Source organism: Falsiroseomonas sp., from assembly GCF_051860665.1.
In the GTDB taxonomy this organism is placed as follows: Bacteria; Pseudomonadota; Alphaproteobacteria; order Acetobacterales; family Acetobacteraceae; genus Falsiroseomonas.
Genome location: NZ_JBHYDM010000020.1, coordinates 18,830 through 44,197, shown reverse-complemented (window position 1 = coordinate 44,197; position 25,368 = coordinate 18,830). Strand labels below are relative to the sequence as shown.

Sequence of the window (25,368 nt, the reverse complement as noted above, 5' to 3'; positions counted from 1 at the left end):
GGGAAGGTCGGGAAATTAAGGGCCGCGAAACACAGGGCGCGTATACCCCGGGCTCCCATCCCAGGAGCGCGAGATGTTCCTTCGACCCCACCGCCCCGACCGCTCGCTGGAGCGTCTTGCCGCGCTGGATTGCGTGCGCGCCAAGATCATGATCGCCGATCCCGACCTGAACATCATCTATATGAACCAGGCCGTCACCACGATGATGGCGGAGGCGGAGGAGGAGCTGCGCCGCGAATTGCCGCGCTTCAGCATGGCGACGCTGCTGGGCAGCAATATCGACGTCTTCCACAAGAATCCGGACCACCAGCGCCGCATGCTGGCCGTGCTGGACAAGCCGCATTCGGCCACCATCCGCATCGGCCAACGCGCCTTCGACCTGCTGGTCTCGCCGATCGGCCAGGGCGGCCGCCGCGCCGGCTTCGTGGTGGAGTGGGAGGATGCGCATCACCGGCTGCTGAACCTGGACTATGCCGCGCAGATCGCCGCCATCGGCCGTGCCCAGGCGGTCATCGAATTCACGATGGACGGCACCATCGTCACCGCCAACGAGAACTTCCTGAAGACCATGGACTACCGGCTGGAGGAGATCCGCGGCAAGCAGCACAGCATGTTTGTCGAGCCGGCCTACGCCCGCTCCGCCGACTACAAGGCCTTCTGGGAGGCGCTGCGTTCCGGCAAGCCGATGTCGGCCCAATACAAGCGGCTGTCCAAATCCGGCCGGCCGGTCTGGATCGAGGGGTCCTACAACCCGATCCTCGACCATAACGGCCAGGTGACGAAGGTGGTGAAGTTCGCCACCGACATCACCGCGCAGATGGATCTGCTGGAAAAGCTGCGGGAGAATATCGAGGAGGTGGACCGCGAGGTCGGCCGCTCCAATACCGGCGCGCTGACCGCGAAGCAGGCCGCGGCCACCGCGACGGCCAATGTCGCCTCCGTCGCCGAGAATGCGGAGCAGCTGGCCGGCTCCATCCGGGTGATCTCGGGCAGCATGGTGGCCTCCCAGACCGCGACGGATGCGGTCTTCCAGCAGGCGGCGCGCGTCGCCACGGAGACGGAGGGCCTGGCCAGCGCCACCCAGGCGATGAGCGGCATCGTCGCCCTGATCCGCAGCATCGCCAGCCAGATCAACCTGCTGTCGCTGAACGCGACCATCGAGGCGGCCCGCGCGGGGGAGGCCGGCAAGGGCTTCTCCGTCGTCGCCTCCGAGGTGAAGAACCTGGCGGTGCAGGCGGCCCAGGCGACGGAACAGATCACCAAGGAGATCGACAGCCTGCAGACCCGCTCCGCCAGCGTGGCGCAGGCCGTCATCAGCATCCGGGAGCAGGCGACCACGGTGCGCGACCAGGTGAACCACGCCGCCGGCGCGGTGGAGGAACAGGCCAGCGTCACCCAGGGCATGTCCAGCAGCGCCCAGGGCGCCGCCGCCGCGGTCGGCGCGGTGCTGGACAGCGTCGGCGAGATGGAGGCCGCCGTCGGCAGCGTTTCCACCGCCGTGCGCAAGACCACGGATGCGGCGCAGGTGCTGGCGCGCTGACGGTCAGGCCAGGCGGCGCAGGCGTTCCGCCGTCTGCGGGTCCGCCGGGTAGAAGGCCTCGATCGCGACTTCGGAGAGCGTCACCTCCACCGGCGTGCCGAAGACGGTGGTGGTGGAAAGCAGCGCCAAGGGCCCGGCCGGGCTGTCCAGCAGCAGGGGCACGGCGAGGCCGCCCGGTGGCAGCGCCGGCGTGCTCGGCGCGGCCTGCGGCGGGGCGGGCAGGGCGCGCAGTTCCGCCAGCAGATCGGCGAGGGTGGCATCGCCGCTGGCCTCCACCTGCCGGTGCAGCCGCTCCAGCACATGGGCGCGCCATTCGGCCAGATTGCCGATGCGGGGGGCGAGGCCACCGGGGGCCAGGCTCAGGCGCAGCACATTGACGGGCGGCGCCAGCAGCGCGGGCTCCGCAAGGCCCTCCAGCAGCCTGGGCACCACCGCATTCGCCGCCACCAGCCGCCAGTGCCGGTCCACCGCGAGCGCCGGGTTCGGCGCCTGGGCGTCCAGGATCAGCTGCACCGCCGCCCGCACCCCATCCATCGCCGCCTCCTCGCGATAGGCGGGGGCGAAGCCTGCGGCCAGCAGCAGCGTATTGCGGGCGCGCAGCGGCACATCGAGCTGGGCGGCGAGGCGCAGCACCATCTCCCGGCTCGGCCGGGCGCGGCCGGATTCCAGGTAGCTCAGGTGCCGGGTCGAGATCTCGGCATCGAGCGCGAGGTCGAGCTGGCTGCGGCGGCGGCGCTGGCGCCAGTCGCGGAGCAGGCTGCCGATGGGGGGATAGGGCGCGGACATGCGGCCATCCTAGGCGCGTCCGTGGCGGGCTTCCCATGACCTCCGAGGTTATCGCGCGGCGGCGGCGGGCGGGTCTTGGGTGCGGGTCTCGGAAGCCGAAGGAGAGACCCGATGAGGATGCTGAAACTGGCGCTGCTGGGCGATGCTGCGGCCTGCGCCGGCTCCGGCCTGCTGCTGGCGCTCGGCGCCGGATGGCTGGCCGCGCCGCTGAACCTGCCCGAGCCGCTGCTGCGCGGCGCCGGGCTTTTCCTGATACCCTGGGCCGGCCTCGTGGCGCTGCTCGGCCTTGCCGCCGCGCCGCGGCGGGGCGCGGTGCTGGCCATCATCGCGCTGAATACGCTCTGGGTGCTGGAAAGCCTTGGCCTGGCCATCGGCGCCTTCGGCCTGGCGCCCAGCCCCCTCGGGCAGGCCTTCGTGCTGGCCCAGGCGGCGGTGGCCGCGGCTTTCACCCTGTTGCAGGTCCTGGCACTGCCGGCGCGGCAGGTGCCGGCATGATCCGCACGCGGGATGGCGTCGGCCTGTTCCATCGCGAGGCCGGGCAGGGCGCGCCGGTGGTCTTCCTCGCCAGCTGGTCCCTGCCCAGCGACAGCTGGCACCAGGCCATGCAGGCCATGGCGGCGGCCGGGCTGCGCGCCGTGGCCTATGACCGGCGCGGCCATGGCCGCTCCGAGGACCCCGGGCGTGGCTGGGACTACGACACCCTCGCCGACGACCTCGCCGATGTCCTGGCGGCGCTCGATCTGCGGGATGTTACGCTGGTCGCCATGTCCGGCGCGGCCGGGGAGGCGGTGCGCACCCTGACCCGGCATGGGCGGGACCGGGTGGCGCGGCTGGCGCTGATCGGCCCGACCACGCCGCTGCTGGTGCAGCGCCCGGACAACCCGGCGGGCATTCCGGAGGCGGCGCTGGAGGCCCTGCGCGCGGAGCTGCGGCGGGACTTTCCGGACTGGCTTTCGCGCAATGCCCGCGCCTTCGGCGGACCGGGGCCCAGCCAGGCCATGCTGGACTGGATCTGCGGCCTCGCCCGCCAGGCCAGCCTGCCCTTCCTGCTGGGTTTTCACCGAAGCCTGGCGGAGACCGATTTCCGGGCCGAGCTGCGCGCTTTGGACCTGCCGGTGGTGGTGATCCAGGGCGATGCCGATGCGACCTGCCCGATCGAGCTGACCGGCCGGGCCACGGCCGCGCTGGTGCCCGGCGCGCGGCTGCTGGTGCGGCCGGGCGCGCCCCATGGCCTGATCGTCAGCGATCCGGACTGGCTGGCAGCAGAGCTTGTGGGCTTCGCGAAGGGCTGAACTCAGCCTGCTGCCGCGGCCCGCCGCTCGGCCTCCACCAGCAGGGCCAGGAAGCTGGTGACCTTGGCGGGCCGGAAGCGGGCCGCCGGCAGCACGGCGTGGATGCCGCCCGAGGGCAGCTCCCACTCCGGCAGGGCCTGCAGCAGCTGCCCGGCGGCCAGTGGCGCAGCCACCAGGAAGTCCGGCAGCACCGCCAGCCCCGCCCCGGCCTGCACCGCCGCCAGCACGCCCGGCGTGGTATCGATCGCCAGCGCGGCCTCGAGCCGCACCGTCCGGCGTTCCAGCGCGCCACGCGCGAAGTGCCAGGCCAGCGGCTCGCGCAGCCCGGCATGGGCGATGAAGGGCAGCCGGGCCAGGTCCTCCGGTGCCTGCAGCGCGGCGATACCCTCGGCGAGGGCGGGGCTGGCCACCAGAAGCTGCCGGAAGCCGCCGATCCGCCGCGCCTGCAGGCTGGAATCGCTCAGCCAGCCAACGCGGATGGCGAGGTCCAGCGCGCCGGAGACCAGGTCCACGGTCGCATCGCCCAGCGTCAGCTCCACCCGCATGGCGGGGTGGCGTGCCAGATAATCGGTGACCACCGGCACCAGCCGCGCCACGCCATAGTCGTTCGGCGCCGTCACCCGCAGCGTGCCGCTGGGCTCCGCCACCGCCTGGGCCAGCTCGTCATAGGCATCCTCGGCCTCCCGCAGCAGCAGGGTGCAGCGGGCATGGAACAGGCGGCCGGCCTCGGTCGGGTTCACCCGGCGGGTGGTGCGGACCAGCAGGGTGGTGCCGGTCTCCCGCTCCAGCTGCTGGACCTGCTGGCTGACCACCGCCTTGGTGATGCCCAGCCGCGCCGCGGCGCGGGTGAAGGAGCCGGTGTCCACGACGGCGGCGAAATAGGCGAGGCGGTTCAGGTTCATGCGCGGCAGCAGGCCGGGCTGCCGCCTGACTGTCAACCATAACCATACAGTGTGTCCGATGTGTCGGTCTTATCGCGCCAGTGCCCGGATGGCATCTGGAGCGGGCAGGAGATCCGACATGACCGCCTCACCCCCCATCACCTATCTTTTCGATCCGCTCTGCGGCTGGTGCTACGGCGCGAGCCCGGTGCTGGACCGGCTGGCCGCGCTGCCGGGCGTGGCGCTGGAGCTGGCGCCGACCGGGCTCTTCTCGGGCCCCGGCGCGCGGCCGATGGATGCGGGCATGGCGGCCCATGCCTGGTCCAACGACCAGCGCATCGCCCGCCTGACCGGCCAGACCTTCAGCGAGGCCTATCGCCGCCAGGTGCTGGGCGATGCCACGCGCCGCTTCGATTCCGGCCCGGCGACCTTGGCCCTGGTCGCGGTGGCCGAGACGGCGCCGGGGCAGGAGCACGCCGCGCTGAAGGCGATCCAGCAGGCGCGCTATGTGGACGCCGCCGATATCACCGATGTTTCGGTCCTCACCCGCCTGCTGGCCGCGCTGGACCTGCCGGAAGCGGCCGCCCGCCTGGCCGCGCCGGATGCGGCGCTGCTGGATGCGATGCGCCGCCGTACCGCCGGAAGCCAGGCGCTGATGCAGGCGATGGGCGCGCAGGGCGTGCCGGCGCTGGTCGTCGGCCGTGGCGCCCACCGCCGCCTGATGCCCGCGAGCCTGCTGTTCGGCGGGGCGGATGCCCTGCTCGCCAGCCTTGCCGCCACCTGACCGCCACCCGAGAGGAGACCCCCCCGATGACCACCCGTAGACGGCTGATGACCGCTTCCCTCGCCGCCCCTGCCGCCGCGGCCATGCCCGCCCGCGCCGCCGGCCTGACGCTCCGCGCCCTGCCGGCCGGCCCGACCGGCTTCTTCCGCGCCCCCGTGCTGATCTCCGGCGCGACGGAGGCCGTGCTGGTGGATGGCGGCTTCACCCTGTCCGATGGCCGCGCGATGGTCGAGGCGGTGCGCGCCAGCGGCCGCCGCCTGACCACCATCTATGTCAGCCAGAGCGACCCCGACTACTATTTCGGCCTGCGCCCGCTGCGGGACGCCTTCCCGGAGGCCCGCATCCTGGCGGCGCCCGAGACCATCGCGGCGATCCAGGGCAATGTGGAGAAGAAGCTGGCCACCTGGGGCCCGCAGCTGCGCGAGAACGGCCCGGCCAGCCTGGCGGATGTGGTGATCCCGGCGCCCTTCACAGGCCGCGCGCTGCAGGTGGATGGTGCGGCGATCGAGATCGTCGCCGCCGAGGGCATGGGGAACCGCCGCTATCTCTGGGTGCCGGAGCTGCGGGCGGTGGTCGGCGGCGTGCTGGTCTTCGCCGGCGTGCATGTCTGGACCGCCGATACCCAGACGCCGGCCCTGCGCGCCGCCTGGCGGGCGAACCTGGAGCGGATCGCCGCGCGCGGCCCCGCCGTCGTCGTGCCCGGCCACATGACGCCGGCGGCGGCCATGGACGTCTCGGCCGTGGCGCATACGCTGGCCTATCTCACGGCCTTCGAGGAGGAGCTGGCGAAAGCCGCCAATGGCGCGGCGCTGAACGCGGCGATGAAAGCGCGCTTCCTCGGCCTCGGCATGGAAGTGGCGATCGACATCGGCGCCCGGGTCGCCACCGGCGAGATGCCCTGGGGCTGAGCCCGCGCGGCCTCCGGCAAACGCTCAGCGCTTCGCCGCGAATTCCGGCAGGCCCTTCAGGCTTTCCGTCGTGTCGAAGTCGCGCAGCACCGCGTCGCTCGCCATCTCCACCGCCACCATGCGGTCGGCATGCTTGGCGGCCAGGTGGCGGGCGCCGATATCGCCAGTGATGGCCAGCATCTCGCCCAGGAATTCGCGCGACCAGAGCATCGGATTGCCCTGCTTGCCTCGGAAGGTCGGCTGCACGATGGCGCGGCCCTCCTCCGGGTCGAAGGCGGTCAGCAGCCGGTCCAGCATCGGCGCGGTGACCAGCGGCATGTCGCCGAGACACACCATGATGCCCTCCGCCTCCGCCGGCACCGCGGCGAGACCGGCCTTGAGCGAGGCGGAGAGCCCATCGGCATAGTTGTCCGCATGGGCGAAGAGCACCGGCCGGCCCGCCAGCGCCTCCTCGATCCGCTCCCGCTCATGCCCCGTCACGACGATGACCGGCGCGGCGTGGGAGGCCAGGACATTGTCGACGACCCGCAGAATCATCGGCACGCCCTTGGCATCCGGCACCAGCAGCTTGTTCAGCGGTGCCATGCGGCGGGACCGGCCAGCGGCCAGCACCAGGGCGCAGACCGTCCGCGCCCGGCGCGGGGCATTGGTGGAGGGCGGGGTGCGCGGCGCCTCGGCGCGGGGCAGGGGGCGCTGCTCGATCTCCTTCAGCAGCCCGCCGACGCCCATGCCCATCACGTCCCGCGCCGTGACCTTCCTTCCGGCGAAGATGCGGGCGAGGATCCAGTCGAAGCCGTTCAGCTTCGGGCTGCGGGCGCAGCCGGGCAGCACGAGCGCCGGCACATCGCCGACGCGCCCGAGGCAGATCAGGTTGCCCGGATCCACCGGCATGCCGAAATGCTCGATCACGCCGCCGGCCCGCACGATGGCGCTGGGCCCGATATCGCGCCGGTCCACCACGGCGGAGGCGCCGGCGATCAGCAGCAACTCGGCGCCGGCCCGCTTCAGCCGGGTCAGCGCCTCTGCCACCGGGCCTTCCTCATGCCGCACGCGTTCCACCGGCAGCAGCGTGCCGAGCAGGGCGCGGATGCGCGTCTCGGTCGCCTCCACCGCGCCTTCCATGACGCTTTCCTTGATGCCCGGCAGTTCCGTCAGCACCAGGCCGACGCTGAGCGACTGGAAGGGCTGCACCGTCAGCGCCTGCGCCTGGCCCGGCCTGCGGCCGCGCGCGATCGCCTCCACCACCGCCAGCACCCGTCCGGGCACGGCGAAGGGGATGATCTTGATGGTGGCCAGCATCTCCCGCGTATCGACCACGCTGTGGTTCGGCAGGGTGGCGATGGTGATGCTCTCATCCACCGCATTGATCCGCTCGATCAGCGCGGCATCGAGGGTGAAGAGGCCCGGACTCTCGGCGAAGAGGTTCACCCGGCCGGTGGCGGCGCGGGAGCGGGCGATGAGGGGGGCCATCAGCGCCTCGGCAATGCGGTCCGCCGCCTCATCCTCCGGCACGTCGCCGGATTCCAGGCGGGCGGTGATCACGTCGCGCCGCCCGGCCTCGCGCAGTGCCGCGATCGCCTCCTCGTCCAGCACGGTGCCCTTCTTGATCACCTTGCCCGTCAGGCGGACGGTATGGGCGAGGATGGCGCCGCGCGCCTCCTCCAGCGGGGTGGGGCCGAAGTTCATTGTTTTTCCAGTTTCGGTCCGCGCCGGCTGGCGACGATTTCGGCAAGGATGGAAACGGCGATCTCGGGCGCCGTCACCGCCCCGATGTCAAGGCCGACCGGCGCGTGGATTTTTCCGAGCTCCGCCTCGCTGAGGCCGGCCTCCCGAAGTCTTTCCAGGCGCTTGGCATGCGTCCTTCGACTGCCGAGGCAGCCGATATAGAAGGCCGGGCTGCGCAGCGCCACTTCCAGCGCCGGGTCGTCCAGCTTCGGGTCGTGCGTCAGGGTGACCACGGCGGTGCGGGTATCGGGGGCAAGGGCCGTCATCGCCTCATCGGGCCAATCGGAGGAGATGGCGACCTCCGCGCCCAGGCGTTCCTCGGTGGCGAAGGCGCGGCGCGGGTCGACCACGGTCACGGCATAGCCGAGGCGGGCGGCCATCGGCACCAGCGCCTGGGCGATATGCACCGCGCCCACCACGATCAGCCGCAGCGGCGGGTTTTGGGGCTGGATGAACCAGGCGGCTCCGTCCTGCTCCACATTGCGGGCCTTGTCGGCGCGCAGCGCGGCCGCAGCCTCGGCGGCCAGCGCCTCCGGCACCTGGTCATCGGGGAAGAGCAGCTGCGCGCCGCTGTCCAGCCGGGTCAGCAGTGCCACCGGGCGCTTGGCGGCGCGCGCCGCGGTCAGCCGGGCGAGAAGCTCGGGCGTCATCCGACCTTCTCGACAAAGACCTTCAGCTTGCCGCCGCAGGCCAGGCCGACTTCCCAGGCGCGATCGTCCGAAATGCCGAAATCCAGCAGCTGCGGCGTCCCGGTCTGCATGGTCTGCTTTGCGGCATCCGCCACGGCCCCCTCGATGCAGCCCCCCGAAACGCTGCCCTCCATGCGGCCGGAGGCAGTGACCACCAGGCGAGAGCCCGCCGGTCGCGGCGAGGAGCCCCAGGTCTCCACCACCGTGGCGATCGCCACGTCTTCGCCCGCCGCGCGCCAGGCGGCGGCGGTTGCGAGAATGTCTTCGGAATCGGCGCTCATGCCGCGCTCCTCATTCGGCCTCCGCGCGGGTCGGACAGGGTGGAGACCAGGTCGCGCAGGCTCGTCAGATTATGGACCGGCCGGAACTCATCCACATGCGGAAGCATCGCCCGGATGCCCTGAGATTTGGGCTGGAAGGCGGCGTAACGCAACAGCGGGTTCAGCCAGATCAGCCGGCGGCAGCTTTTCTGCAGGCGGTCGGTGGCCTCGGACAGGCCGCGCGCCCCCTCGCGGTCCAGCCCATCGGTGATTAGCAGCACCACCGCGCCCTGGCCGAGCACCCGGCGTGACCAGAGGCGGTTGAACAGGTCGAGCGAATCGCCGATGCGGGTGCCGCCGGACCAGTCCGGCACCGCCTTGGCCACCGCCTCGAAGGCCACCTCGGCATCCCGGTGGCGCAGCTGGCGGGTGACATTGGTCAGCCGGGTGCCGAAGAGGAAGGTGTGCACGCGGTCGCGGTCATTGGCGATGGCGTGCAGGAAATGGATCAGGATCTGCGCATAGCGGGCCATGGAGCCCGAGATGTCGCACAGCGCCACCAGCGGCGGTGGCCGCACCACGCGGCGGCGGCGCGCGATGTCCAGGATCTCGCCGCCGGTGCGCAGGCTTTTCCGGGTTGTGGCGCGCATATCGGCCATCGGGCCGCCGGTGTCGGTGCGGAAGCGGCGGGTGGGGCGGGCGTCGAGCGGCAGGACAAGTCTAGAGATTTCGCGCTTGGCGGCGGCCAGTTCGGCGGCGGACATGGCCTCGAAGTCCATGGACTGCAGCCGCTCGCGCTCGCTGACCGTGAAGGTCATGTCGACGCGATCCTCGGGCGGCTCCTCCGGCGGTTTCGGAGGCTTGGGCCGGTCGCCCTGCATCGCTTCCGCCAGGCGGCGGTCGGCTGGCTTCGGCTTGGCGGGTTCGGTGACGCCCTCCATCAGCGCCATGGTGGCGGCGTGCCGGCCCGCCTCGGGGTCCCGCCAGAACAAGGAAAAGGCCTGGTCGAACAGGAAGAAATGTTCGTGCCGGTGGACCATGGTGGCGCGCAGCGCGGCGTGCAGCTGGGCGCGGTCGCCGATCTCGATCGCGGTCAGGGCGGCGGCGCCGGCCAGCATTTCGGTCGGCCCGACCGGGACACCGGCGCGGCGCAGCAGCCGGCCGAAGGCGAGCAGATTGCCGGCCAGCGCGCCGCCCGGCCCGGCCTGCGGCAGCAGCAGCGCGCTTTTCGGCGGGATCACGCCGCCGCCGCCCCCCTGGCCTCGGCCACCAGCCGCGCCGCCTCCGCGCCGCGGATGCGTGCGATGTCGTCCTGGTATTTCAGCAGGGCGCCGAGCGTCTCATCCACCAGAGCGGGCTCCAGTTCCCGCGCATCCAGCGCGGAGAGCGCCGCGGCCCAGTCGATGGTCTCGGCGACGCCGGGCGGCTTGAAGGTATCGGCGCCGCGCACGGCCTGGACGAAGGCGACCACCTGGGCGGAGAGCGTCTCGCCCACCTGCGGCGCGCGGATCTTCAGGATGGCACGCTCGCGGGCGGCGTCGGGATAGTCCACCCAATGGTAGAGGCAGCGCCGGCGGATCGCGTCATGCACTTCGCGGGTTCGGTTCGAGGTGATGACCACCACTGGCGGTGTCGCGGCCTTCACCACGCCAAGCTCCGGGATGCTGATCTGGAAATCGGCCAGGATTTCCAGAAGGAAGGCCTCGAAGGGCTCGTCGGCGCGGTCCAGCTCGTCGATCAGCAGGACGGCGGGTTCGCCCTCCAGCGCATCCAGCAGCGGGCGGGATTGCAGGAAGCGGCGGTCGTAGATGCCGGCCTCCAGCGCCGCGCGGTCGGTCGCCGCGCCGCTGGCCTCCGCCAGGCGGATCGCCATGAGCTGCCTGGCGTGGTTCCACTCATAGGCGGCCGAGGCCAGGTCCATGCCGTCATAGCATTGCAGCCGCACCAGACGGCGCGGCAGCTGGGCGGCCAGGACCTTGGCGATCTCCGTCTTGCCGGTGCCGGGCTCCCCTTCCAGGAAGATCGGCCGGCCCATGCGCAGCGCCAGGTGGATGGTCGTCGCCAGCTGGCGGTCGGCGACATAGCCGCCTTCCGCCAGCAGGCGCTGCGTCGCAGCGACGTCGGCCGGTACGCTCACGTCAGGAAGATGAGCGCGAGGACGACGATCATCGCCGCCCCGCCGAGCCAGACCTGCGCCGGGAATCCGAGAAAATCCTGGGTGAGCAGGCGCAGCGGCAGCGGCATCTGCGCCGGTGCCGGATTCGGCCGCTGCACGGCACCGCCCGGGGAGACGCCATCGGCGCCATGCTGGGTGATCGGGCCAGGCGCGCCGGGCTCGGCCAGGTATTCGGTATCGGTGCCGGCGACGGCCGCCACCGGCTCCGCCGGCTGCAGCTGCGCCGCGAAACGGTCGAAGAATTGGTCGGCCATGGACTTGGCCGTGCTGTCGATCAGCCTGGCGCCGAGCTGCGCCATCTTGCCGCCGACCTGCGCCTTCACGTTGTAGCGCAGCAGCGTGTCGGAGGGGCCCAGCTCCTCCAGCGCCACATCGGCGCCGCCCTTGGCGAAGCCCATGGCGCCGCCCTGGCCCTCACCGGAAATCGTATAGGATTCCGGCGGCACGATATTGGACAGCAGCACTTTGCCGCCGAACTTGGCGGACATCGGGCCGAGCTTCATCGAGACCTTGGCCTGGAACTGGTCGTCCCCGATCCGCTCGACGCTTTCGCAGCCGGGAATCGCCGCCTGCAGGACGGCGGGATCGTTCAGCGCCTCCCAGACCTTTTCCCGAGGTGCGCCGATGCGCCGTTCGCCGGACATTTCCATGCGTGAGGTCTCCGCTTTGCAGCCGCGGAAGTTAGGCGCGGGAAGCCGGCGCGGAAAGGGCGGGCGTGACGGAAGGTGAAGCCGCGGCGCTTTTCCGGCCTGGCGGGGCTGGGCCACGGGATCGTGACGCGCGGCGCCTTAGGGGTTAAGCCTGAGGCCAGGGATGGCCAAAACGGGGGAGTGGGGGATGAGCGGGATGATGGCGCGCGGCCTGGGGATGACGGCCGGCCTGGCGCTCGGCACCCTGGCCCCGATGCCCGCCCTGGCCGCAGGCGTGCCGGGGGCGGAGCTGTCGCTGGCCTGGGGCATTCCCTTCGTCGGCATCCTGCTCTCCATCGCGCTGATGCCGCTGGTGGCCGGCCATCTCTGGCACCACCACTACGGCAAGATCGCCGCCCTCTGGGCCGCGCTGTTCCTGCTGCCCTTCGCCGCGGTCTTCGGCCCGGGGGCCGCCTGGTACCAGTTCGCGCATGTGATGGTGCTGGAATACGTGCCCTTCATCGCGCTGCTGACCGCGCTCTACACCGCCGGAGGCGGGGTGCTGCTGAAGGGGTCGCTGGTCGGCACGCCCACGGTGAACACCGCGCTGCTGGCCATCGGCACCATCCTGGCCAGCATGATGGGCACCACGGGCGCGGCCATGCTGCTGATCCGCCCGGTGCTGCGGGCCAATGCCTTCCGCACCCGCAAGACCCATACCTTCGTCTTCTTCATCTTCCTGGTGGCCAATATCGGCGGCAGCCTGACGCCGGTGGGCGATCCGCCGCTTTACCTGGGCTTCCTGCGCGGCGTGTCCTTCTTCTGGCCGACCACGCATCTCTTCGCCGAATTCGCCACCTGCGTGGTGATCCTGCTCGCGGTCTACTGGGTGCTGGATACGCTGGCCTGGAACCGGGAGAAGCCGGTGCCGCCGGTCGCCGCCAAGGAGGCGGTGGGGCTGGAGGGCTGGCTGAACGTGGCCCTGGTGGTCGCCATCGTCGGCGTGGTCATCGGCATGGGCTATGTGAAGCTGGGCAGCATGAACGTGCTGGGCCAGCAGATGGAGGTGGAGCGGGTGGTCGGCATCCTGCTGTTCGCGGCCATCACCGTCATCTCCGTCGCCTTCACCAGCAACGCGCTGCGGGAGGCGAATGGCTTCGCCTGGGGCGCGATCCTGGAGGTGGCGAAGCTTTTCGCCGCGATCTTCATCTGCATGGCGCCGGTGCTGGCCATTTTGCAGGCCGGCAGCCAGGGCGCGGCGGCGGGCTTGGTCGCGCTGACCTCGACCCCCGAGGGCGCGCCGATCCCCTGGGTGTATTTCTGGATGAGCGGCGTGCTCTCCAGCTTCCTCGACAATGCGCCCACCTACATCGTCTTCTTCGAGCTTGCGGGCGGCGATCCGGTGATGCTGATGGGGCAGGGGGCGCTGACTCTGGCGGCGATTTCCTGCGGCGCGGTCTTCATGGGCGCCAACAGCTATATCGGCAATGCGCCGAACTTCATGGTGAAGGCGATCGTCGAGGAGAATGGCGTGCGCATGCCCTCCTTCTTCGCCTATTGCGGCTGGGCGCTGGTCTTCCTGGTGCCGCTCTTCGTGCTGATCACCTTCATCTTCTTCCGGGGCGCCTGATGGACGATGCCGGCTTCATGGCCCTGGCGCTCGACCAGGCGCAGACGGGGTTTGCGGAGGGCGGCGTGCCGGTGGGCGCGGTGCTGGTCGGCGTGCAGGGGCGGCTGCTGGGCGCCGGGCGGAACCGCCGGGTGCAGCAGAACGACCCGATCGCGCATGGGGAGATGGACTGCCTGCGCCAGGTCGGGCGGCTGCGCAGCTATGCGGGCACCACCCTCTACACCACCCTGACCCCCTGCATGATGTGCACCGGCACCATCCTGCAATTCGGCATCCCCCGGGTTGTCATCGGCGAGAACCGCAGTTTTGCCGGGAACGAGGACTTCTTGCGCGCCCACGGCGTGCAGGTGACGGTACTGGACGACCCGGCCTGCCACGCCCTGATGCAGCGCTTCCAGCGAGAGAGGCCGGCGGTCTGGGCGGAGGATATCGGGCAGGCGTAGTATGGGGACCAAGCCCTTCGGAGAGCCCGCCATGCCCTATGTGATCGCCGACGACCTGCCCGATGCCCCCGCGGGGGTGCGCTTCCGCGCCCTGCTGGACCGGCCGCAGATCCTGCAGATGCCGGGCGCGCATCTCGGCATCGCCGCCCTGCTGGCCAAGCAGGCGGGGTTCGAGGCGCTCTACATGTCGGGTGCCGCCATGTCCGCCACCATGGGGCTGCCGGACCTCGGCATGATCACGGTGGACGAGGTCGCCTTCCACATCCGCCAGGTCTCCCGCGCCGCCGGCCTGCCCATCCTGGTGGATGGCGACACCGGCTATGGGGAGGCGCTGAACGTGATGCACATGGTCCGCGTCTTCGAGGAGGCGGGCGCCGGCGCGGTGCATCTGGAGGACCAACTGCTGCCGAAGAAGTGCGGCCATCTGAACGACAAGAAGCTGGCCGATGCGCGGGACATGGCGGCCAAGGTCGCCGCCGCCCGCAAGGCGCGCCGCCACCTGACCATCATCGCCCGCACCGATGCGGTGGCGAGCGAGGGCATGGATGCCGCCGTCGCCCGCGCGAAGCTGTATCTGGAGGCCGGCGCCGACGCGATCTTCCCCGAGGCGCTGGTCACCCGCGACATGTTCGCCGAGTTCGCCCGCCGCATGCCCGGCGTGAAGCTGCTGGCCAATATGACGGAGTTCGGCCGCACGCCCTTCTTCACGGCGCAGGAATTCCAGGATCTCGGCTATGCGATGGTGATCTGGCCGGTCAGCCACCTGCGGGTCGCCGCCAAGGCCATGGAGGAGCTCTATGCCGCCATCAATCGCGACGGTGGCACGATGAAGATGCTGGACCGCATGCAGACCCGTGCCCAGCTCTACGCCACCATCGGCTATCACGAGTATGAGGCGCTGGATTCCTCCCTGATCGCTACGGTGATCCCGGAGGGGATGCCCCAGTAGAAACCCAGTAGAAGGGGCGGTTCACACGCCGAGGAAGGCCGGGATATCCGCCATGCTGTCGAACAGGATATCCGGCCCCGCGGCGGCCAGCGCGGAGGGCAGGGCATAGCCCCAGGCGACGGCGCCGGCAGCCAGCCCGGCGCTGCGCGCCGCGGCGATGTCGCGCAGCTCGTCGCCGATGGCCATCGCCTCCGCCGGCACCCTGCCGGTGCGGCGCAGCACCTGGCGGAAGCGGGAGGCCTTGCCGAAGAGCGTGGCATCGCAGGCCCAATGGGCGATGCAGGCAGCCTCCGCGCCCAGGGCGCGGCGCGCATTCGCCTCGGAATTGGAGGAGACCAGCGCCAGCGTCATCCCCGCCGCCTGCAGCCGCGCCAGCATGGCGCCGGCACCGGGGAATAGCGGCGGCGGCGGTGCCGTGCCGGCCAGGGCCTTGATATGGGCCGCGATGCGCGGCAGGCGCCACAAGGGCACTTCCAGGGCCCGCAGAATGCTGCGCGCATCGCGGTCGCGCAGCGCCTCGGCCTCCGCCTGGTCGATGCGGCGGAAGCCGAAATGCCGGGCCGCATGGTCCAGCATCTCGAACATTAGGGCGCGGCTATCGGCCAGCGTGCCGTCGAGGTCGAAAAGGACGAGGCTGGGGCGGGCCGCGCCGCGCTGCGTGGCGGCGCCGAGCCTGAACGCGATCTGCCCGTCCACCCCTGGTCTGCATCCTGCGTTAAGGGAACCCCTTGCCTCCATGCCGCGTCGCCACCGCCTCCGCAATGGAAGGCGGAGGCTGTGCGGATCACGATCCGGCGGGGTCGGCCGCCCTCACGCCGCGGCGCGGGGCGCGGCCACCAGGTCGCCGAACCCATGCTGGCCCTCGGTCAGCCCCCATCCGCGCATCCACTCATAGACATAGGTGAAGCGCGCCTCGTCCAGCGGGCGGGAGGGGGCATAGTGGACGAAATGGTCCGCCAGCTCCTCCGGCTTCAGCCGGTCCTGCACCGGGGCGGCGATATAGTGCTTGTAGCGGGCGAAATCGGCGGTGATCAGCGCCGCGGCCTCATCCACCGCCCTGGTATAGCCCTCCACCGCCGCCGGCGGCAGTTCGGGGGAGACGACCTGGGAACCACGATAGAAAATCGTGGAAACCAGATGCGCGCCCTCCTTCAGCGCCAGGCTCAGGAAGGGCTCCATCAGCATCGCCGCGCGGACGCGGCCCTCCTTCAGCGCGGCATAGCGCGCCTTGGGGGAGCCCAGATGCTCCAGCACGATCTCCTCCCGCGCCAGCGGGCCTTCCAGCAGTTGCAGCGCGGTATAGTGGGACCCGGTGCGGTCGTTGATGGCCACGGCCACGCCGGCCAGGTCGCGCGGCTCGCGCAGCGCCGTGTCGAAGGTCACCAGCCCCTGGGCGGCCACCGCCGGGCGCAGCGAGGCGACGCGGGAGGTGCGGCTGCCGCGCTCCGACCGATCGAGCCCCGCCCATTCGCAGAGATTGTAGGCGCTGGCACCGCCGGCCTCGAACAACGCCTCCTTCTGCCGGGCGAAGGCATCGGCATCGCTGAGATCGGGGTCGTAGGTGCTGGCGAGCACCACCTCGACGCCATGCTTGCGGAACAGGCCGTGCTCGAGGGCGACGAGGATGGGCAGGTCGAAGACCGGGCCATTGGGGGCGATACGGATCACCGGCAGGGCAGCATCGGACATGGGCTTCCTCCATACATCAGGGCCGGTCGTGGAATAACACGAAAGCACGTCTTGTAAACGCGTGTTCTGTGAAATACGAAAGTTAGACGCGTTATTCCACGCGCAGGGATCGCGGAACAGCCGCGCCCCGGCGGTCAAGGAGCCTGTCCATGTCCCGAGACGATCTTCCGCGCCTGCGGCGCCGCGCCCTGCTCGGCGCCGGCCTGGCCGCCGCCCTGCCGCTGGCCGCCCGCGCCGCCACGGACTGGCCGAGCCAGACGATCCGCATCATCGCCCCCTTTCCGGCCGGCGCGGTCAGCGATGCCATCACCCGCGCCATCGCCCAGTCGCTGCAGCAGACCCTCGGCGTTTCGGTGGTGGTGGAGAACCGGCCCGGGGTGGGTGGCGGGATCGGCACGCAGCAGGTGATCGCGGCGCGGCCGGATGGCCATGCGCTGCTGATCGCCAATAATGCGACGCTCTCCATGGTGCCGCGCGTCTCGCAGCTGCGCTTCGATCCGCGGCGGGACCTGGCCGGGGTGGCCTTCCTGGGCGATGCCTACAACCTGCTGGCGATCGACCGGACGCTTCCGGTGACGACGCTGGCGGATTTCGCGGCCCTGGCGCGGCAGCGGCCGGGGGAGCTGGTCTATGCCTCGCCTGGCGTGGGGTCCTACGGGCATATCGCCGGGGCGCTGCTGCAGCGGCGGCTGGGAATCGAGCTGCTGCACGCGCCCTTCGCCGGCATCGTGCCCGCCATCAATGCGGTGCTGGGCGGCCAGGCGCATGCGGTGATGGGGCCGAATGCGCTGAGCTTCGTGCAGAGCGGCCAGATGCGGGGGCTGGTGGCGGTGTCCGAGACGCGCTGGCCGGCGCTGCCGGACCTGCCGACCTTGGCCGAGTCGGGCGTCACCGACTGGCCGCTTTCCTTCTGGTACGGCTTCCTGGCGCCGGCCGGCACGCCGGCGCCGGTGCGGGCGCGGCTGCATGCGGCGATCGGGGAGGCGGCGGCGCAGCCGGCGGTGGCAACGCTGATCGATCGGCTGGGCCTGCGCCCGCGGCCCCTGGCGCCGGCGGCGCTGGATGCGCTGGTGGCGCGGGACTGGCAGGCGGTCGGGGACACGCTGGAGGCGACGCAGATCCTCGGTTGAGGAACAGCGGATATCGCATCTGCGGGGAAGGGGAATTGGCTCCGGCGGTTGGATTCGAACCAACGACCAACGGATTAACAGTCCGCTGCGCTACCGCTGCGCCACGCCGGATCAGCCAGGGGGCGGGCTATAGCAAGCACCCGGTCCCCGGTAAACCCGCCCTGCCGCAGAAGCTGCAGGATGGGGTCGAAAAATCGAAAGGCCGCGGCCGGAATCGAACCGGCATATACGGATTTGCAGTCCGCTGCATCACCACTCTGCCACGCGGCCCCAAGGTGCCGCGACGCGGCACCGTGAAGCTCACCTCAAGGTGCCGCGACGCGGCACCGTGAAGCGGCGCCTCTATCCGGCAGGGCGCGGCGGCGGTCAAGCGCCGCCTCAAGCCTTCCTCAATATCTTGGCCGGATGGTGCGCCCGATGCTGCGTCGCCGAAGCGGTGCTTGGCCGCCGGCGGGCGGACCCCTATAAGCGCGGCATGGATAAGGCGGCGATGATGGACCTGGATCGCGCGGCGGCGACCGCCCCGATGGATGCGGCAGACGGCATGGCGGCGGCGCGCCGCTTCATGGTCGATGGCCAGTTGCGGCCGAACAAGGTGACCGATCCGGCGCTGCTGGCTGCCATGGGCCGCCTGCCGCGGGAGGCCTTCCTGCCGCCGCAGCTCGCCCCGCTGGCCTATGCGGATGAGGATGTGCGCCTGGCCAACGGCCGCGCGCTGATCGAGCCGATGGTGATCGCCCGCCTGCTGCAGCTGCTGCGGGTGCGGGAGGGCGACCGCATGCTCGTGCTCGGTGCCGGCACCGGCTATGCGGCCGCCGTCGCCGCCGACTGCGGGGCGCGAGTCGTCGCGGTCGAATCGGATGCGGCGCTGCTGGGCATCGCCCGGCGGGCGCTGGCAGGCCTGCCGGCCGGCGCGGTGACGCTGGTGGAGGCGGATCCGGCGCAGGGCCATGCCGCCGGCGCGCCCTATGATGCCATCCTGATCGAGGGCGAGGTGCCCGCGGTGCCCGATTCCATCGCGGCGCAGCTCGCCGAGGGTGGCCGCCTGGCCACGGTGCTGGCCGCCGCCGAGCGTGGCCTGTCCTCGCGCGCCGTCTGGGGCCTGCGGCAGGGTGGCAGCTTCAGCGTGACGGATGCCTTCGATTGCGCCACGCTGCCCCTGCCGCAATTCCAGCCGGCGCCGGGCTTCGTCTTCTGATGTGCAGGCTGCCGATGCAGAGCCCGCTGGGCCCTGGCTTCGGCGGCGGTGCAGGGCAGGGCGGCCGGCGCGCGGTGGGGACCGCGCCTTCGACCGATACCGACCTGGGCCATGAATGCTGGTCTACCCGCCCCGCCACGCGGGAAGTAGGAGCCGCCGACAGATGATCTTCTCCCGTCCCGCTCTCGCGCTGTCCGCGCTGCTGATGGCGCCCGCCGCCCTGGTGGCCAGCCACCGCCCCGCCGCCGCCCAGTCGCTGCAGGAGGCGCTGGCGCTCGCCTATTCCAACAACCCGACGCTGCAGGCCGCCCGCGCCCAGCTGCGCGCGGTGGATGAGAATGTGCCCCAGGCGCTGGCCGGCTGGCGGCCCACGGTGCAGATCACGACCGGCGTCGGCCAGGCCACCACCTCGACCAATTCGGCCGACCGGGTCGTCGCTCCCTGGCGGGCGCGGGACATCGTCTCGAACCAGGCCTCCGTCACCCAGCCGATCTATCGCGGCGGGCGCACCACCGCCTCCACCCGCCGGGCGGAGAACCAGGTGCTGGCGCAGCGCGCCCGGCTGCTGGCGACCGAGCAGCAGGTGCTGTCGGATACGGTGAATGCCTATGTCGCCGTGATCCGGGACCAGGAGGAGGTTCGCCTCAATATCAACAACGAGCAGGTGCTGACCCGCCAGCTGCAGGCGACGAATGAGCGCTTCCGCGTGGGCGAGATCACCCGCACCGACGTGGCCCAGGCGGAAAGCCGGCTGGCCGGCACCCGCGCCTCCCGCGCCGATGCGGAAGGGCGGCTGCAGCAGTCCCGCGCCACCTTCTCCCGCCTCGTCGGCCAGGCGCCGCGCGCGCTGGTGGCACCGCAGCCGCTGCGCGTGCCGCTGGCCACGGCGGCCGAGGCCGGCACGCTGGCCGGGCAGAACAACCCGAATGTGGTCGCCGCCCTGTTCGACGAGGCCGCGGCACGCGACCTGGTGGATGTGAACTTCGCCAGCCTGCTGCCGCAGGTCAGCGTCACCGGCTCCACCTTCCGCAACGACAATTCCACCTCCACCACCGATACGCGGCTGAACGGCACGCAGGTGACGGCGAACCTGACCGTGCCGCTGTACCAGGGCGGCGCCGAATACGCCCAGGTGCGCCAGGCGCGGCAGAGCGCGCAGCAGGCCCGCCAGGTGGTGGACGACCAGCGCCGCCTGGCCACCCAGCAGGCGACCTCGGCCTGGGAGACGCTGACCGCGGCCCGCGCCCAGGTGGACAGCGTGCGCGCCCAGATCCGCGCCGCCGAGATCGCCCTCGACGGCGTGCAGCGGGAGGCCATCGTCGGCAGCCGCACCACGCTGGATGTGCTGAATGCGGAGCAGGAACTGCTGAATGCCCGCGTCAGCCTGGTGCGGGCGCTGGCCAATGTCATCACCGCCTCGCACAGCCTGGCCGCCTCGGTCGGGCGTCTCACGGCGCGCGATCTCGGCCTGCCGGTGCAGGTCTATGACATGGAGGCCTATTACCGCGAGGTGCGGAACCGCTGGGTCGGCTTCGGCGACTATGCCGACCGGGGGCGCTGAGGCATGAGCGGCGCGGGCCAGCCCGGCCGGCCGGGCGGTGGCAGCGATCCGGCGATGGATGACATCCTCGCCTCGATCCGCCGCATCCTGAACGAGGACGAGGCGCAGGAGGGGGCGGGCAAGCCCGCCGACCCCAATGCCGAGTTCGAGCCCCTGGACCTGACGGAGGCAATGCTCGTCGCCGCCCCGCCGGCGCCGGAGCCGCCGGCGGAGATGGAAGACGAGCCGGAACCGGAGCCCGAGCCCGAGCCGGAACCCGCGCCGCCGCAGGCCCTGGCGCCCGAGCCGCCGCCTGTCTCGCCACCTGGCCCGCCGCCCCCGCCGGAGCCCGAACCGCCGATGACGGTCGCCAATGTGATGTCCGCGGCGGAGGGGCTGATCGCCCCCGCCGTCGCCGCCGCCACCACGGCGACGCTCGCCACCCTGCTGCGCAGCGTGGCGGAGGAGCGTGCCGCCACCGTCACCCGCGGCGGACCCTCCATCGAGGATGTGGTGCGGGAGGAGATACGCCCGCTGCTGAAGGCCTGGCTCGACCAGCACCTGCCGCCGCTGGTGGAGCGGCTGGTGCGGGTCGAGATCGAGCGCGTGATCGGCCGCGCCGCGCCCTGAGGGGCGCGCTCAGTCCGGCTTGATCTGGTTGTCGCGGATCACCGCCGACCAGGTCTCCATCTGCGTATCGAGGAAGCGGCCGAAATCCTCGGGCGTGGAGGCGACGATCTCCACCCCCATCGGTTCGGCCAGCCGGGCGCGCACCTCCGGCACCTCCAGCGCCTTGGCCAGCGCGGCGTGGAAGCGGCGCAGAATCGGCTCCGGCGTGCCGGCGCGGCCGAGCACCGCCCACCAGGCCTGGGCATCGATGCCGGGCACGCCCGATTCGGCCACCGTCGGCAGGTCCGGAAACAGGGTCGATCGGCGGCCGCCGGTCTGCGCCAGCGGGCGGAGGGACTGGCCGACCTGGCCGCCGAGGCCGGCATTGCTCGCCATCGGCAGGTCGAGCTCCCCGGCCGCGGCCGCCGCACTCATCGGGCCGCCGCCGCGATAGGGCACATGCACCATCTTGAAGCCGCCGCGCTGCTGCATGAGCGACATGGTCAGGTGCGAGAGGCTGCCGACGCCAATGCTGCCATAGGTGATGGTGTCGGGCGCCGCCTTGGCCGCCGCGATCACCTCCTCCAGCTTCCGCCAGGGGCGGGAATTGTGGGTGGTGATGAGCATGGGCGCGGCGCCGATCTGCATCACCGGCACCAGGTCCCGCTTCGCATCGAAGCCGAGATTGCTGATGAAGGAGGGATTCACGGAATGGCTGTCGAAGACCGTGACCCAGGTATTGCCATCGGGCGCCGCGCGGGCGGCGGCGGCGGTGCCGAGCGCGCCGGAGGCGCCGGGGCGGTTCTCGATCACCACCGGCTGGCCGAGCTCGGCGCTCAGGCGCGGCTGCAGCAGGCGGGTGATGGTGTCGACGGAGCCGCCGGGCGGGAAGGGGACGATGATCCGGATGGGGCCGTTCGGCCAGGCCGGCTGGCCGAGCGCGGGGGCGGCGAGGGTGGCGCCCGCGAGGCCCGCCAGCAGCGGACGGCGACCGATCTTGTGCATGGCTTTGTCTCCCATCCCGTCTGAGACCTATGGCGCGCGGGGCAGGCTGCGTCCAGCCGGGCCTTGACGGAAGCGGGAAGGCGGGGAAGGGATGCCGCATGCTCGACAAGACCTTCGACCACGCCGCCATCGAACCCCGCCTCTACCAGGGCTGGGAGGATTCAGGCGCCTTCGCGGCGCATCCCGAAACTGCGGCCAAGCCGTTCACCATCATGATCCCGCCGCCCAATGTCACGGGCAGCCTGCATATCGGCCACGCCCTGACCATGACGGTGCAGGACATCCTGACCCGCTTCCGGCGGATGCAGGGTCGCGACGCGCTGTGGCAGCCGGGCACGGACCATGCGGGCATCGCGACTCAGATGGTGGTGGAGCGGCTGCTCGCCTCGCAGGGGCTGAAGCGCCGCGAGATGGGGCGCGAGGCTTTTCTCGCCAATGTCTGGGAGTGGAAGCGGGAATCGGGCGGTACCATCACGCGCCAGCTGCGCCGCCTGGGCGCGAGCCTCGATTGGCCGCGTGAGCGCTTCACCATGGATGAGGGCCTGTCGGAGGCGGTGCGGGAGGTCTTCGTCACCCTCTACCAGCAGGGCCTGCTCTATCGCGACAAGCGGCTGGTGAACTGGGACCCGGTGTTCCAGACGGCGATCTCGGACCTGGAGGTCGAGAGCCGGGAGGTGAAGGGCCACATCTGGCACCTGCGCTACCCGGTCGACGGCGAGCCGGGCCGCTTTGTCACCGTGGCGACGACGCGGCCGGAGACCATGCTGGGCGATACGGCGGTGGCGGTGCATCCCGAGGATGCGCGCTATGCCGACCTGGTGGGCAAGCACCTGGTGCTGCCGCTGACCGGCCGGCGCATTCCGGTGGTGGCGGATGCCTATTCGGACCCCGAGAAGGGCACCGGCGCGGTGAAGATCACCCCGGCGCATGATTTCAACGACTTCGAGGTCGGCAAGCGGCACGGCCTGGCCAGCCCCTCTGTGCTCGATGCCGATGCCAAGGTGACGCTGGCCGAAATCCCTGGCCCCTGGGCGGAGGACGCCTTCGTCCGCAGCCTGGAGGGCCAGGACCGCTTCGCCGCCCGGAAGGCCATCATCGCCAAGCTGGAGGAGATGGAGCTGCTGGCGGCGGTGGAGCCGCATGTGAACCAGGTCCCCCATGGCGACCGCTCCGGCGTGCCGATCGAGCCGCGGCTGACCATGCAGTGGTATGTGGATGCCAAGACCCTGGCGCAGCCCGCCATCAAGGCGGTGGAGACCGGCCAGACCGTCTTCGTGCCGCGCCAATGGGAGAACACCTTCTTCGCCTGGATGCGCGACATCCAGCCCTGGTGCGTGTCCCGCCAGCTCTGGTGGGGCCACCAGATCCCCGCCTGGTACGCGCCGGATGGCGAGGTGTTCGTTGCCAAGACCGAGGAGGAAGCCCGCGCCGCCGCACGCCAAAAGTTCGGCCGCGATGTGGAGCTGGTGCGCGACCCGGACGTGCTGGACACCTGGTTCAGCTCGGCACTCTGGCCCTTCTCGACCCTCGGCTGGCCGAACCAGACGCCGGAACTGGCGAAGTATTACCCCGGCGACGTGCTGGTGACGGGCTTCGACATCATCTTCTTCTGGGTCGCCCGCATGATGATGATGGGCCTGCATTTCATGGACGGCCGCGTGCCGTTCGAAAAAGTCTACATCCACGGCCTGGTCCGGGATGAGAAGGGCCAGAAGATGTCGAAGTCCAAGGGGAACGTCATGGATCCCCTGGAGCTGATCGAGGCCTATGGCACCGACGCCCTGCGCTTCACCATCGCCTCCCTGACCGGTCCCGGCCGCGACGTGAAGCTCGGCCGCAAGCGCGTCGAGGATTTCCGCTCGTTCGGCACGAAGATCTGGAACGCCGCGCGCTTCCTGGAGATGAACGGGATCAAGGCCGATCCGGCTTTCGATCCCGCCAGCGCAAAGACGCCGCTGGCGCGTTGGATCCTGGATGGGTCCAACCGGGCAGTGGCGGAGGCGACGGCGGCGCTCGAGGCTTTCCGCTTCGACGAATATGCCGGCGCCGCCTACCGCTTCGTCTGGGGCAGTTTTTGCGATTGGTTCCTTGAGTTTGCCAAGCCGGTGCTGAACGGGCCGGACGGCCCCGCCAAGGACGAGGTGAAGGGCGCCGCCCAGCATGTCTTCGGCACCATCCTGAAACTGCTGCACCCGGCGATGCCCTTCATGACCGAGGCGCTGCACGCCGAATTCGGCTACGGCGCCGAATGCACCCTGATCCGCGCCGAATGGCCCGGCGCTGTGCCGGTGACGGATGCCGAGGCGGCGCGGGAGGAGTTGGACTGGCTGGTGCGCCTGATCGGGGAGGTGCGCGGCGTGCGCTCCGAGATGAACGTGCCACCCTCCATCACCGTGCCGCTGCTGCTCTCCGGCGCCTCCGGCACCACGCTCGCCCGCGCCGAGGCCTGGATCGAGGTGATCCGCCGCATGGCCCGGGCCACCGAGGTGCGGCCGCTGGAGGGCGCCGTGCCCAAGGGCGTGGCGCAGGTGGTGGTGGGGGAGGCGACGGTGATGCTGCCGCTGGCCGATGTCATCGATCTCTCGGCCGAACGCGCCCGCCTCGGCCAGGCCCGCGCCAAGGCGGAGGCCGAGGCGGCCAAGGTGCTGGCCAAGCTCGGCAATGCCGATTTCGTCGCCCGCGCCAAGGAGGAGGTGGTGGAGGAGAACCGCGAACGCCTGGCCGCCTTCCAGGCGGAGATGGCACGGCTGGACGCGGCCTTGGCGCGGATCGCGGGCTGATCATGCTGGAACCCGGCACGCTGAAGCTGCTGGCCGCGATCCTGGTCTTCTCGGTGCCCGTCTGGCTCTTCGCCGCGGTGCTGCCGGGGCGGGTGGTGGCGGGGCTGCGGCTGAACCGGGCCCAGGCGCAGGGGCTGGGCGCCGTGGTGGGGCTGGTGCTGGGCGTGGGGTTTTTGTTGGCGGTCGGCTGAGGTCAGGCCTTCGGGAACAGCGCGTCCACCATCACCGTCAGGCCGGGCGGGTCCAGGGTGAGGGGGCCCTCGCGCAGGATGGCCGAGTGGATCGTGCCATCCTCCGCCCGGCGGTGATGGATCAGGGTCCGGGTTTCGACCGACAGAAGCAGGAAGTGGCGGATCGAGGGTGCGCTCAGGTAGTCGACCAGCTTTCTCAGCAGGTCGGTTCGGCCTTCCGTGGCGATCTCCACCACCACGACGGGCTGCGGCACGGCGATGGCATCGCCCGACAGCGGCGGTCCGGCCGAGACCACCAGGTCAGGCACATGCACAGTGGCCTCGCCGATCTCCACCGCAGAGCCCATCAGCGCCTCGGCCATGGATCCGGATGAGTCGATGGCCTCCGCCAGGGCGCGCCAGCACGCGGCGCGGCTGCGGGCATGGCCCACCCTGCGGCGCGGCATCGCCTGGACGCGACCTTCAACCAGCTCATGCCGCCCGCGACCCTCGGCCCAGGCGTAGAAGGCCGAAGGGGTCATCGAGGGGGTGGAT

The 25,368-nt window shown here is 71.2% G+C and carries 26 protein-coding genes and 2 tRNA genes; 14 read left to right on the top strand and 14 right to left on the bottom strand.

Features of this window, described 5'->3' with window-relative positions; all coding sequences use genetic code 11:
- Window positions 1–73 precede the first annotated feature (73 nt).
- A complete protein-coding gene (locus ACTIF1_RS18315) occupies window positions 74–1,540 on the top strand; it encodes a methyl-accepting chemotaxis protein (protein WP_439597894.1) in 1,467 nt (488 codons plus the stop codon).
- 3 nt (window positions 1,541–1,543) lie between these two features.
- Here the strand turns inward: ACTIF1_RS18315 and ACTIF1_RS18310 are convergent, their stop codons facing one another.
- Window positions 1,544–2,326, bottom strand: a complete 783-nt coding sequence (locus tag ACTIF1_RS18310; protein ID WP_439597893.1) for a helix-turn-helix domain-containing protein — start codon at window positions 2,324–2,326, stop codon at window positions 1,544–1,546.
- 111 nt (window positions 2,327–2,437) lie between these two features.
- On the opposite strand from ACTIF1_RS18310, the gene ACTIF1_RS18305 reads away from it, so the two are divergent.
- A complete protein-coding gene (locus ACTIF1_RS18305; protein ID WP_439597892.1) occupies window positions 2,438–2,821 on the top strand; it encodes a hypothetical protein in 384 nt (127 codons plus the stop codon).
- On the top strand, window positions 2,818–3,618 hold the full coding sequence (locus ACTIF1_RS18300; RefSeq protein WP_439597891.1) for an alpha/beta fold hydrolase: 801 nt from the start codon (window positions 2,818–2,820) through the stop codon (window positions 3,616–3,618). The genes ACTIF1_RS18305 and ACTIF1_RS18300 overlap by 4 nt, the downstream gene beginning before the upstream one ends.
- Window positions 3,619–3,620: 2 nt before the next feature.
- On the opposite strand, the gene ACTIF1_RS18295 is transcribed toward ACTIF1_RS18300, so the two are convergent.
- Complete coding sequence (locus tag ACTIF1_RS18295; RefSeq protein WP_439597890.1) at window positions 3,621–4,556, bottom strand: LysR family transcriptional regulator; 936 nt, start codon at window positions 4,554–4,556, stop codon at window positions 3,621–3,623.
- Between the two features lie 82 nt (window positions 4,557–4,638).
- Between ACTIF1_RS18295 and ACTIF1_RS18290 the strand changes: the two genes are divergently transcribed.
- Together ACTIF1_RS18290 and ACTIF1_RS18285 are read left to right on the top strand one after the other, a co-directional pair.
- On the top strand, window positions 4,639–5,283 hold the full coding sequence (locus ACTIF1_RS18290) for a DsbA family protein (RefSeq protein ID WP_439597889.1): 645 nt from the start codon (window positions 4,639–4,641) through the stop codon (window positions 5,281–5,283).
- Between the two features lie 26 nt (window positions 5,284–5,309).
- Window positions 5,310–6,191: an MBL fold metallo-hydrolase gene (locus ACTIF1_RS18285; protein WP_439597888.1), complete on the top strand. Its 882-nt coding sequence runs from the start codon at window positions 5,310–5,312 to the stop codon at window positions 6,189–6,191.
- A gap of 24 nt (window positions 6,192–6,215) precedes the next feature.
- On the opposite strand, the gene ACTIF1_RS18280 is transcribed toward ACTIF1_RS18285, so the two are convergent.
- From ACTIF1_RS18280 to ACTIF1_RS18255, 6 genes are read right to left on the bottom strand one after another with little or no spacing between them, the layout of a single operon-like run.
- Window positions 6,216–7,877, bottom strand: a complete 1,662-nt coding sequence (locus tag ACTIF1_RS18280; RefSeq protein WP_439597887.1) for an NTP transferase domain-containing protein — start codon at window positions 7,875–7,877, stop codon at window positions 6,216–6,218.
- Window positions 7,874–8,566 carry an XdhC family protein gene (locus ACTIF1_RS18275; protein WP_439597886.1) on the bottom strand — a complete coding sequence of 231 codons (693 nt, stop codon included), beginning with the start codon at window positions 8,564–8,566 and terminating at the stop codon, window positions 7,874–7,876. The genes ACTIF1_RS18280 and ACTIF1_RS18275 overlap by 4 nt, the downstream gene beginning before the upstream one ends.
- Window positions 8,563–8,886, bottom strand: a complete 324-nt coding sequence (locus tag ACTIF1_RS18270) for an XdhC family protein (protein ID WP_439597885.1) — start codon at window positions 8,884–8,886, stop codon at window positions 8,563–8,565. Before ACTIF1_RS18270 ends, ACTIF1_RS18275 begins: the two co-directional genes overlap by 4 nt.
- A complete protein-coding gene (locus ACTIF1_RS18265; RefSeq protein WP_439597884.1) occupies window positions 8,883–10,106 on the bottom strand; it encodes a vWA domain-containing protein in 1,224 nt (407 codons plus the stop codon). Before ACTIF1_RS18265 ends, ACTIF1_RS18270 begins: the two co-directional genes overlap by 4 nt.
- Window positions 10,103–11,002, bottom strand: coding sequence for an AAA family ATPase (locus ACTIF1_RS18260; RefSeq protein WP_439597883.1), 900 nt, complete (start codon window positions 11,000–11,002; stop codon window positions 10,103–10,105). The genes ACTIF1_RS18265 and ACTIF1_RS18260 overlap by 4 nt, the downstream gene beginning before the upstream one ends.
- Entirely contained in the window at window positions 10,999–11,691 is a 693-nt protein-coding gene (locus tag ACTIF1_RS18255) for a CoxG family protein (protein WP_439597882.1), read from the bottom strand. The genes ACTIF1_RS18260 and ACTIF1_RS18255 overlap by 4 nt, the downstream gene beginning before the upstream one ends.
- A gap of 187 nt (window positions 11,692–11,878) precedes the next feature.
- Between ACTIF1_RS18255 and ACTIF1_RS18250 the strand changes: the two genes are divergently transcribed.
- Genes ACTIF1_RS18250 through prpB form a run of 3 tightly spaced genes read left to right on the top strand, consistent with a single transcriptional unit; the run spans window position 11,879 to window position 14,692 of the window.
- A complete protein-coding gene (locus tag ACTIF1_RS18250; protein ID WP_439597881.1) occupies window positions 11,879–13,300 on the top strand; it encodes a sodium:proton antiporter in 1,422 nt (473 codons plus the stop codon).
- The gene (locus tag ACTIF1_RS18245; protein WP_439597880.1) at window positions 13,300–13,743 is read left to right on the top strand and encodes a nucleoside deaminase; all 444 of its coding nucleotides are present in this window, start codon (window positions 13,300–13,302) and stop codon (window positions 13,741–13,743) included. Before ACTIF1_RS18250 ends, ACTIF1_RS18245 begins: the two co-directional genes overlap by 1 nt.
- 31 nt (window positions 13,744–13,774) lie before the next feature.
- Entirely contained in the window at window positions 13,775–14,692 is a 918-nt protein-coding gene (gene prpB / locus ACTIF1_RS18240; RefSeq protein ID WP_439597879.1) for a methylisocitrate lyase, read from the top strand.
- A 21-nt stretch (window positions 14,693–14,713) separates the two neighbouring features.
- On the opposite strand, the gene ACTIF1_RS18235 is transcribed toward prpB, so the two are convergent.
- Complete coding sequence (locus tag ACTIF1_RS18235; protein WP_439597878.1) at window positions 14,714–15,388, bottom strand: HAD hydrolase-like protein; 675 nt, start codon at window positions 15,386–15,388, stop codon at window positions 14,714–14,716.
- 114 nt (window positions 15,389–15,502) lie between these two features.
- On the bottom strand, window positions 15,503–16,381 hold the full coding sequence (locus ACTIF1_RS18230) for an ABC transporter substrate-binding protein (RefSeq protein WP_439597877.1): 879 nt from the start codon (window positions 16,379–16,381) through the stop codon (window positions 15,503–15,505).
- Between the two features lie 149 nt (window positions 16,382–16,530).
- Here ACTIF1_RS18230 and ACTIF1_RS18225 point away from each other — a divergent pair, with 149 nt between their 5' ends.
- Window positions 16,531–17,511, top strand: a complete 981-nt coding sequence (locus ACTIF1_RS18225; RefSeq protein WP_439597876.1) for a Bug family tripartite tricarboxylate transporter substrate binding protein — start codon at window positions 16,531–16,533, stop codon at window positions 17,509–17,511.
- A 36-nt stretch (window positions 17,512–17,547) separates the two neighbouring features.
- Here ACTIF1_RS18225 and ACTIF1_RS18220 read toward each other — a convergent pair.
- Together ACTIF1_RS18220 and ACTIF1_RS18215 are read right to left on the bottom strand one after the other, a co-directional pair.
- Window positions 17,548–17,622 (bottom strand) — tRNA-Asn (locus ACTIF1_RS18220).
- 88 nt (window positions 17,623–17,710) lie between these two features.
- Window positions 17,711–17,781 (bottom strand) — tRNA-Cys (locus ACTIF1_RS18215).
- A 205-nt stretch (window positions 17,782–17,986) separates the two neighbouring features.
- Here ACTIF1_RS18215 and ACTIF1_RS18210 point away from each other — a divergent pair.
- From ACTIF1_RS18210 to ACTIF1_RS18200, 3 genes are all read left to right on the top strand, one after another.
- The gene (locus ACTIF1_RS18210) at window positions 17,987–18,709 is read left to right on the top strand and encodes a protein-L-isoaspartate O-methyltransferase family protein (RefSeq protein ID WP_439597875.1); all 723 of its coding nucleotides are present in this window, start codon (window positions 17,987–17,989) and stop codon (window positions 18,707–18,709) included.
- A 163-nt stretch (window positions 18,710–18,872) separates the two neighbouring features.
- Entirely contained in the window at window positions 18,873–20,270 is a 1,398-nt protein-coding gene (locus tag ACTIF1_RS18205) for a TolC family outer membrane protein (protein ID WP_439597874.1), read from the top strand.
- A 3-nt stretch (window positions 20,271–20,273) separates the two neighbouring features.
- Entirely contained in the window at window positions 20,274–20,879 is a 606-nt protein-coding gene (locus tag ACTIF1_RS18200) for a DUF2497 domain-containing protein (RefSeq protein ID WP_439597873.1), read from the top strand.
- A gap of 9 nt (window positions 20,880–20,888) precedes the next feature.
- Here the strand turns inward: ACTIF1_RS18200 and ACTIF1_RS18195 are convergent, their stop codons facing one another.
- Window positions 20,889–21,863 carry a tripartite tricarboxylate transporter substrate-binding protein gene (locus ACTIF1_RS18195; protein WP_439597872.1) on the bottom strand — a complete coding sequence of 325 codons (975 nt, stop codon included), beginning with the start codon at window positions 21,861–21,863 and terminating at the stop codon, window positions 20,889–20,891.
- A 98-nt stretch (window positions 21,864–21,961) separates the two neighbouring features.
- On the opposite strand from ACTIF1_RS18195, the gene ACTIF1_RS18190 reads away from it, so the two are divergent.
- Together ACTIF1_RS18190 and ACTIF1_RS18185 are read left to right on the top strand one after the other, a co-directional pair.
- Window positions 21,962–24,643, top strand: a complete 2,682-nt coding sequence (locus ACTIF1_RS18190) for a valine--tRNA ligase (RefSeq protein ID WP_439597871.1) — start codon at window positions 21,962–21,964, stop codon at window positions 24,641–24,643.
- 2 nt (window positions 24,644–24,645) lie between these two features.
- On the top strand, window positions 24,646–24,834 hold the full coding sequence (locus ACTIF1_RS18185; protein WP_439597870.1) for a hypothetical protein: 189 nt from the start codon (window positions 24,646–24,648) through the stop codon (window positions 24,832–24,834).
- Window positions 24,835–24,836: 2 nt separating this feature from the next.
- Here ACTIF1_RS18185 and ACTIF1_RS18180 read toward each other — a convergent pair whose 3' ends face one another.
- Window positions 24,837–25,355 carry a Uma2 family endonuclease gene (locus ACTIF1_RS18180; protein ID WP_439597869.1) on the bottom strand — a complete coding sequence of 173 codons (519 nt, stop codon included), beginning with the start codon at window positions 25,353–25,355 and terminating at the stop codon, window positions 24,837–24,839.
- Window positions 25,356–25,368: the final 13 nt, after the last annotated feature.